Source organism: Sphingomonas sp. (genome assembly GCF_040398505.1).
Taxonomy (GTDB): Bacteria; Pseudomonadota; Alphaproteobacteria; order Sphingomonadales; family Sphingomonadaceae; genus Sphingomonas.
The window spans coordinates 1-6,177 of sequence record NZ_JBBATX010000067.1 but is presented as its reverse complement, the minus strand read 5'-3'; the positions used below and the strand labels follow the sequence as shown (position 1 = coordinate 6,177).

Below are 6,177 nucleotides of genomic sequence, written 5' to 3'. Positions count from 1 at the left end.
GGGTCGGCGATGAGGCGATCGATACCGAAGTTCATGGGGCAGAATCCCGCTTGTTCTTTCCTTCCCCGGCGAAGGCCGGGGCCCAGTAGCGGAGATGGCGGTAAGCGAGTGCTGCGCTGAACCAATTGCCGTTCCACGACTGGGCCCCGGCCTTCGCCGGGGAAGGGAGTGGGGTCAAGATGGATCGGGCGCCGGCAAAGTTGCCGTGAAGCAATCCCGGTTGTGGAAATCGGGCGGCCCGGGCGCGTGGGCGAGCGCCCAGTAGGATTTGGTGCCGTCGGTTTCTTCGATCACAGCGGAGAGGCCCAGACACCTGTCGCCCGACGTCCAATGGTCAGTGAGGTCGATTTTTGCGGTAAGGCAAAACATATCCGGTTGTACGACGTGGATGGTCGGTTCCGAGAGCCAAGTCGCCGGACGCATACCGTCGCGATACCAGTCGAAAAAATAGGTAGCCCATTGGCCTGAAGGCGAAAAATTATACTCGAAATAGCCCTCCTGCGGATGGCCGACAAACGCTTCGAAGCATGTACGCTGCCACAAGTTATCGGCCCGGCTCGGTTCGATTGGGCGAGGCCAAGCTACCCGATCCATCGCGCCCGATAGGCGGTATTGGAGCGACAAAGCGCTCCCCAATAGATCGGCAGATACTGCGATTTCGGTAACAGCCGTACTTACAAAGTCTGGATGCGGCACAAGCCGATACTCCTTCCCCGGCGAAGGCCGGAGCCCAGTTGCGGTGTCGGTCATGGTTGCGCGATCCGGTCGTATAAATCCTCCCAATCGGGATTGAGACCCTCAATCTCGCGAATTTTCCACGCTCGCTTCCATGATTTCATCTGAAACTCCCGTTGGCGGGCTAGCGCCAAATCACCGAACGCTTCGTACCAGACGAGCAAATGGCAGCCATACTTCTTGATGAAACCCTCGAGCACATCGTTGCGATGCTCCCATACACGGCGCGCCAGCGCGTCGGTCGAGCCAAGATAGATCGTTCCGTTCCGCCTACTCGGCATGATGTAAACATAGGCCTGTTCGTCCACCGCAAACGTCCCGCAACTGGGCCCCGGCCTGCGCCGGGGAAGGGCTGAAGCGCCACACTGGCAAAATCCGCGCACAATCGCTACACGCCGCCTTTCCCATGGCAACACTCCTCCCCACCCCGCCGAAAATCGGCATGGTTTCGCTCGGCTGTCCCAAGAACCTCGTCGACAGCGAACGGATCCTGACCAAGCTGCGCTCCGACGGCTATCAGATGTCGCCCGATTATGCCGGGGCCGATGTCGTGCTCGTCAACACCTGCGGCTTTCTCGATTCGGCCAAGGAGGAAAGCCTCGAGGCGATCGGCGAAGCGATCGCCGAGAATGGCCGCGTCATCGTCACCGGCTGCATGGGCAAGGAAGCGGAAATGATCCGCGCGAAATTCCCGGGCGTCCTCGCCGTCACCGGCGCGCATCAATATGAGGAAGTCGTCGGCGCGGTGCATGAAGCAGCGCCAATGCCGCCGAGCGCGTTCCTCAACCTCGTCCCCGACAGTGGCCTGAAGCTCACCCCGCGCCATTACAGCTATTTGAAAATCAGCGAAGGCTGCAACCACCGCTGTTCCTTCTGCATCATCCCGAGCCTGCGCGGCGATCTCGTCAGCCGTCGGCCCGACGCGATCCTGCGCGAAGCTGAGAAACTGATCGAGGCTGGCACCAAGGAATTGCTGGTGATCAGCCAGGACACCTCGGCTTACGGCGTCGACATCCGCCATCAGCCGCGGATGTGGCACGGCGAAGAAGTCCGCGCACACATGACCGATCTGTCGCGCGAACTGGGCAAGCTCGGCGCGTGGGTGCGGCTGCATTATGTCTATCCCTACCCCCACGTCGACCACGTCATCCCGCTGATGGCCGAGGGGCTGGTGCTCCCCTATCTCGACATCCCTTTCCAACATGCCAGTCGCAACGTGCTCAAGCTGATGAAGCGTCCGGCGAACGAAACCAAAGTGCTCGAACGCATCAAGAATTGGCGGACGATCGCCCCCGACATTGCGATCCGTTCAACTTTCGTGGTCGGCTTCCCCGGCGAGACCGAAGACGATTTCGCCTATTTGATGGACTGGCTTGAGGAAGCGCAGCTCGACCGCGTCGGCGCGTTCCGCTTCGAGCCGGTCGAAGGGGCGGCTGCGAACGCTCTGCCCGACCACGTGCCCGAGGAAATCAAGGAAGAGCGCTACGCCCGCCTGATGGAGCTGACCGCGCGCATTTCGGCCGAGAAGCTCCAGGCCAAAATCGGCCGCACGCTCGACGTCATCATCGACGCGGTGGACGAAGAGGGCGGCGCGACCGGCCGTTCCAAGGCGGACGCACCCGAGATCGACGGCGAGGTCTTCCTGCGCGACGCACGGCACCTCAAGCAGGGCGATATCGTGGCGGTCGCGATCGAGGACGCCGACGAACACGATTTGTACGGCGTGCCCGTCGCCTGAGCGACTTCGCGCTTCCCTTTTGCGGCACGGGGATGACATATCGGCGTCTCCGACCCTGAGAAAGAGTGAACGTGACGCCCGTCCGATCCTGCCTGACCGCCATCCTGTTGGTCATCGCCGCCCCCGCGGCCGCACAAAGCCTGAGCCCTGCCGAAACGGCGAAGGTCGATTCCACCGTCACCGATACGCTCGCCAAATCGGGCGTGCCGTCGGCCTCGATCGCGATCGTGCGCGGCGGGCGCGTCGTCTATGCCAAGGCATACGGCAAGCAGGCCGAGACCGGCACGACGCGCGATGACGCCCCGTATCAGATCGCCTCGATCTCGAAGCAATTCACCGCCGCCGCGGTCCTGCTGCTGCAACGCGACGGCAAGTTGAGCCTCGACGATACAGTCGCCAAATATATCCCCGGAATCACCGGCGGCGACTCGATCACGATCCGCCAAGTGCTCAGCCACACCGCGGGCCTGCAGGATTATTGGCCGCAGGATTACAGCTTCAAGGCGATGGCGACGCCCGTCACGCCGCAGCAAATCGTCGATCGCTGGGCCAAGAAACCGCTCGATTTCGCGCCCGGCACGCAGTGGCAATATTCCAATACCGGCTATGTCGTGGCGGGGATGATCGTCGAAAAAGTGTCGGGCCAGCCACTGCTCGATTTCCTGCGGGCGCGCGTCTTCACGCCGCTCGGCATCACCGCTTATGATCAGGATCTCGCGATCGGGCCGGGTTTTCCGCAAGGCTATGGCCGCGCCGCGCTGGGGCCGGTGCGCCCGGTCACGCCCGCCGCGCATGGCTGGCTCTATGCCGCGGGCGAGCTCTCGATGAGCGCAAAATCGCTGGCGCTATGGGATGTCGCCCGGCTCGATCGCGCGGTGCTGACGCCGGAGGATTGGGCAGCGCAGGAAACGCCGGTTAAACTGACCGATGGCACGACCAACGGCTATGGCCTCGGCGTGTTCACCGGGGCCGGCAATGGCCACCGCTTCATCGAGCATAGCGGCGAGGCGGTCGGCTTCCTGTCCGAAAACATCGTCTATCCCGACGACAAGGCGGCGGTCGTCGTGCTGACCAACAGCTGGTCGAACGAAGCGTTCAAGACCTTGGCGCAAAAGCTGTCGGGCATCGTGCTCACGCCACCCGCCCCCGATCCCGCCGACGCGGCTGCTTTGGTGCAAGCGCGCAGCGTGTTCAATCAAGTGCGTGAGGGGACGCTCGACCGCAGCCGCCTGACCGAGAATGCGAATTTCTACTTCAACGCCACGACGCTCGGCGATTATCGCACCAGCCTGGCCCCGCTCGGCACGCCGCGCAGCTTCGTTCAGATGGGCAAGGCGCGGTTGCGCGGCGGCTTCGTCAACCGCGTCTACCGCGTCGAATTCCCCAAAATTACGCTGGTCATCAGCACCTATGCCGAACCCGGCAGCAACGGAAAGCTCGAACAATTCCTAGTGGCCCCCACCCAGCAATGACCGATTTCACGCTCCTGCTGCAACCCGATCGCGGCCAACCCGCGCGCACCATCCATGTCGTCCATCCCGATCGCTGGTCGGAATGGTTGAACGCGCAGCCGCCGCGCATCCGCACCACCGTCGCGGCGCACCGGCTGACGGGCAAGGCGGGCAACCGCGCCGTCCTGCCGGGCGATGGCCCCGACGATTGGGCGATGCTGCTGGTGTGCAATGAAGGCCTCGAGTCGCCGTGGCGGATCGCTTCGCTCGGCGAGCAATTGCCCGAGGGCATTTATCGTCTGGCCGAGGGCGAACCCGGCGCGGCGATGCTGGGGTGGTGCCTCGCGCAGCATAAGTTCGACCGCTACCGCAGCGATGATCCCGCTATGGGGCCGCGCGTGCTGCTGACCGGCGAACCCGCGCGGATCGACGAGACCGTCCGCCTCGCGATTGCCACCAGCAAGGTACGCGATCTCGTCAACATCCCCGCCGCCGATCTCGGCCCCGCCGAACTCGAAGCCGAAGCCAAGGCGCTCGCCGAGGCGCATTCGGCGACGCTCACCGTGACCAAAGGCGACGCGCTCGCCCAGGGCTATCCGATGATCCACACCGTCGGCCAGGCCGCCGCAAAGGGTCGCGAGCCGCGCCTGATCGAGCTCGAATGGGGCGACCCCAAGAACTCGCGCATCGCGATCATCGGCAAGGGCGTGTGCTTCGATTCGGGCGGGCTCGACATCAAGACCGGCGGCAGCATGAAGCTGATGAAGAAGGATATGGGCGGCGCCGCGCACGCGCTCGCGCTCGCCGGGCTGGTGATGGGGCTGCGTTTGCCGGTGCGGCTGCATCTGCTGATCCCGGCGGTCGAGAACAGCATCTCTGGCAACGCCTTCCGCCCCGGCGACATCCTGCGCTCGCGCAAAGGGCTGACGGTCGAGAATACCAATACCGATGCCGAGGGTCGCCTCGTGCTCGGCGATGCGCTGACCAAGGCGGCGGAGAGCAACCCCGGCCTGATCCTCGATTTCGCGACGCTGACCGGCGCGGCGCGGGTGGCGCTCGGCCCCGATCTGCCCGCGACCTTCGTCAATGACGAGACGCTCGCCGATGCGCTGCTCGCGGCGGGCAACGCGGTCGGCGATCCCTTGTGGCGGATGCCGCTGTGGGACGGCTATGACGAGATGCTGTCGTCGGACATTGCCGATCTCGTCAACGCGCCCGATGGCGGTTTCGCCGGGGCGGTCACCGCCGCTTTGTTCCTGCGCCGCTTCGTCGATGCGGGCACGCCGTGGGCGCATTTCGACACCTTCGCGTGGCGGCCGGCATCCAAACCGGGTAGACCGAAAGGCGGCGACGCGCTCGGTCTCCGCGCGGCCTGGGCAATGTTGAAAGGGCGCTATCCGGGATGATCTACATCTGGCTCAACCTGGTCCCGATCCTGATCGCAACCGCGCTCGGGCTGATAATCGGTGCGGCCTATCGCGCGACCTTCGACCGCGCCTCGGGCCGCATGTCGGTCGGCGCGATCGTCACCGCCGCGCTCGGCCTGTTCTGGTTCGCGTCGATCCTGGCGGGCGCGCTGATCTTAGCCCCACCCAAGGCCGCGCCGTGGATCATGGCAGTGGGCAGCGCGGTGGTGATCTGGGTAGGCTTCGTGCTGCCGGTCGTAGCGATCACCCACAGCTATCGCGGCGGCCGCGCCGCAGTGATCGGCCGCGACAGTCTCTACTGGCTGCTTACGATGATCGTGCAGGCGGTGGCGATGAAGCTGATCGGGTTGGTCCCGCCGCCGGTTTGAGCAGGCGGGGGTGGTGGCGCTTTTGATTGAAAACGGTCGCCGCGATCAACGCTCGCAGCGATAGTAGGTGGTCAACAGCTTGTCGTCCCGCTCGCGGAAGAGGCGTGAACCCGTTGTCCCTATCGTAAGCCGATCAACCCAATTTCGCGTTTTGGAGCCATATTTCACGTCGAAGACATTAGACGCGCGGCGTTCAGTTGCCCTTATCGAATATCTCACGCCATCGAGTACGATCATCTGCGGACCAATCCGGATACTCGGAAAACCAGCGGTGCTACGCTGGCTACCTGCTACACCCCAGGCACCAAGGAAGCTTCTGGGCATTGGTTGAGCGCCAGCGGCCCCACTCAGGAACGACGCAAGGGCTGCAGCGACAAGAGATAAGGTCCGCATTGGAGAACATTATCTGGCCCACGGCATGTCCGCAATTAGGTCGCAAGCGGTCGCGCGCTCGTAAT

The 6,177-nt window shown here is 63.9% G+C and carries 6 protein-coding genes; 4 read left to right on the top strand and 2 right to left on the bottom strand.

Annotated elements, in window-relative coordinates; genetic code table 11:
* Window positions 1–174 precede the first annotated feature (174 nt).
* Both ABWP09_RS09570 and ABWP09_RS09565 read right to left on the bottom strand, forming a co-directional pair.
* A complete protein-coding gene (locus ABWP09_RS09570) occupies window positions 175–750 on the bottom strand; it encodes a DOMON-like domain-containing protein (protein ID WP_353204919.1) in 576 nt (191 codons plus the stop codon).
* A complete protein-coding gene (locus ABWP09_RS09565; RefSeq protein ID WP_353204918.1) occupies window positions 747–1,043 on the bottom strand; it encodes a GIY-YIG nuclease family protein in 297 nt (98 codons plus the stop codon). The genes ABWP09_RS09570 and ABWP09_RS09565 overlap by 4 nt, the downstream gene beginning before the upstream one ends.
* A 98-nt stretch (window positions 1,044–1,141) precedes the next feature.
* Between ABWP09_RS09565 and rimO the strand changes: the two genes are divergently transcribed.
* The 4 genes from rimO (at window position 1,142) to ABWP09_RS09545 (ending at window position 5,719) form a co-directional block, all read left to right on the top strand.
* Window positions 1,142–2,473 carry a 30S ribosomal protein S12 methylthiotransferase RimO gene (gene rimO / locus ABWP09_RS09560; protein ID WP_353204917.1) on the top strand — a complete coding sequence of 444 codons (1,332 nt, stop codon included), beginning with the start codon at window positions 1,142–1,144 and terminating at the stop codon, window positions 2,471–2,473.
* Window positions 2,474–2,544: 71 nt separating this feature from the next.
* Entirely contained in the window at window positions 2,545–3,945 is a 1,401-nt protein-coding gene (locus tag ABWP09_RS09555; RefSeq protein ID WP_353204916.1) for a serine hydrolase domain-containing protein, read from the top strand.
* Window positions 3,942–5,330 (top strand): leucyl aminopeptidase family protein, encoded by a 1,389-nt coding sequence (locus ABWP09_RS09550; protein ID WP_353204915.1) that lies wholly within the window; start codon window positions 3,942–3,944, stop codon window positions 5,328–5,330. Before ABWP09_RS09555 ends, ABWP09_RS09550 begins: the two co-directional genes overlap by 4 nt.
* Window positions 5,327–5,719, top strand: coding sequence for a hypothetical protein (locus tag ABWP09_RS09545; protein ID WP_353204914.1), 393 nt, complete (start codon window positions 5,327–5,329; stop codon window positions 5,717–5,719). The genes ABWP09_RS09550 and ABWP09_RS09545 overlap by 4 nt, the downstream gene beginning before the upstream one ends.
* Window positions 5,720–6,177 lie beyond the last annotated feature (458 nt).

Coding starts and splice junctions, on each gene's coding strand:
- ABWP09_RS09570 (WP_353204919.1), bottom strand. CDS start 750: ATGACCGACACCGCAACTGGGCTCCGGCCTTCGCCGGGGAAGGAGTAT.
- ABWP09_RS09550 (WP_353204915.1), top strand. CDS start 3,942: ATGACCGATTTCACGCTCCTGCTGCAACCCGATCGCGGCCAACCCGCG.
- rimO (WP_353204917.1), top strand. CDS start 1,142: ATGGCAACACTCCTCCCCACCCCGCCGAAAATCGGCATGGTTTCGCTC.
- ABWP09_RS09545 (WP_353204914.1), top strand. CDS start 5,327: ATGATCTACATCTGGCTCAACCTGGTCCCGATCCTGATCGCAACCGCG.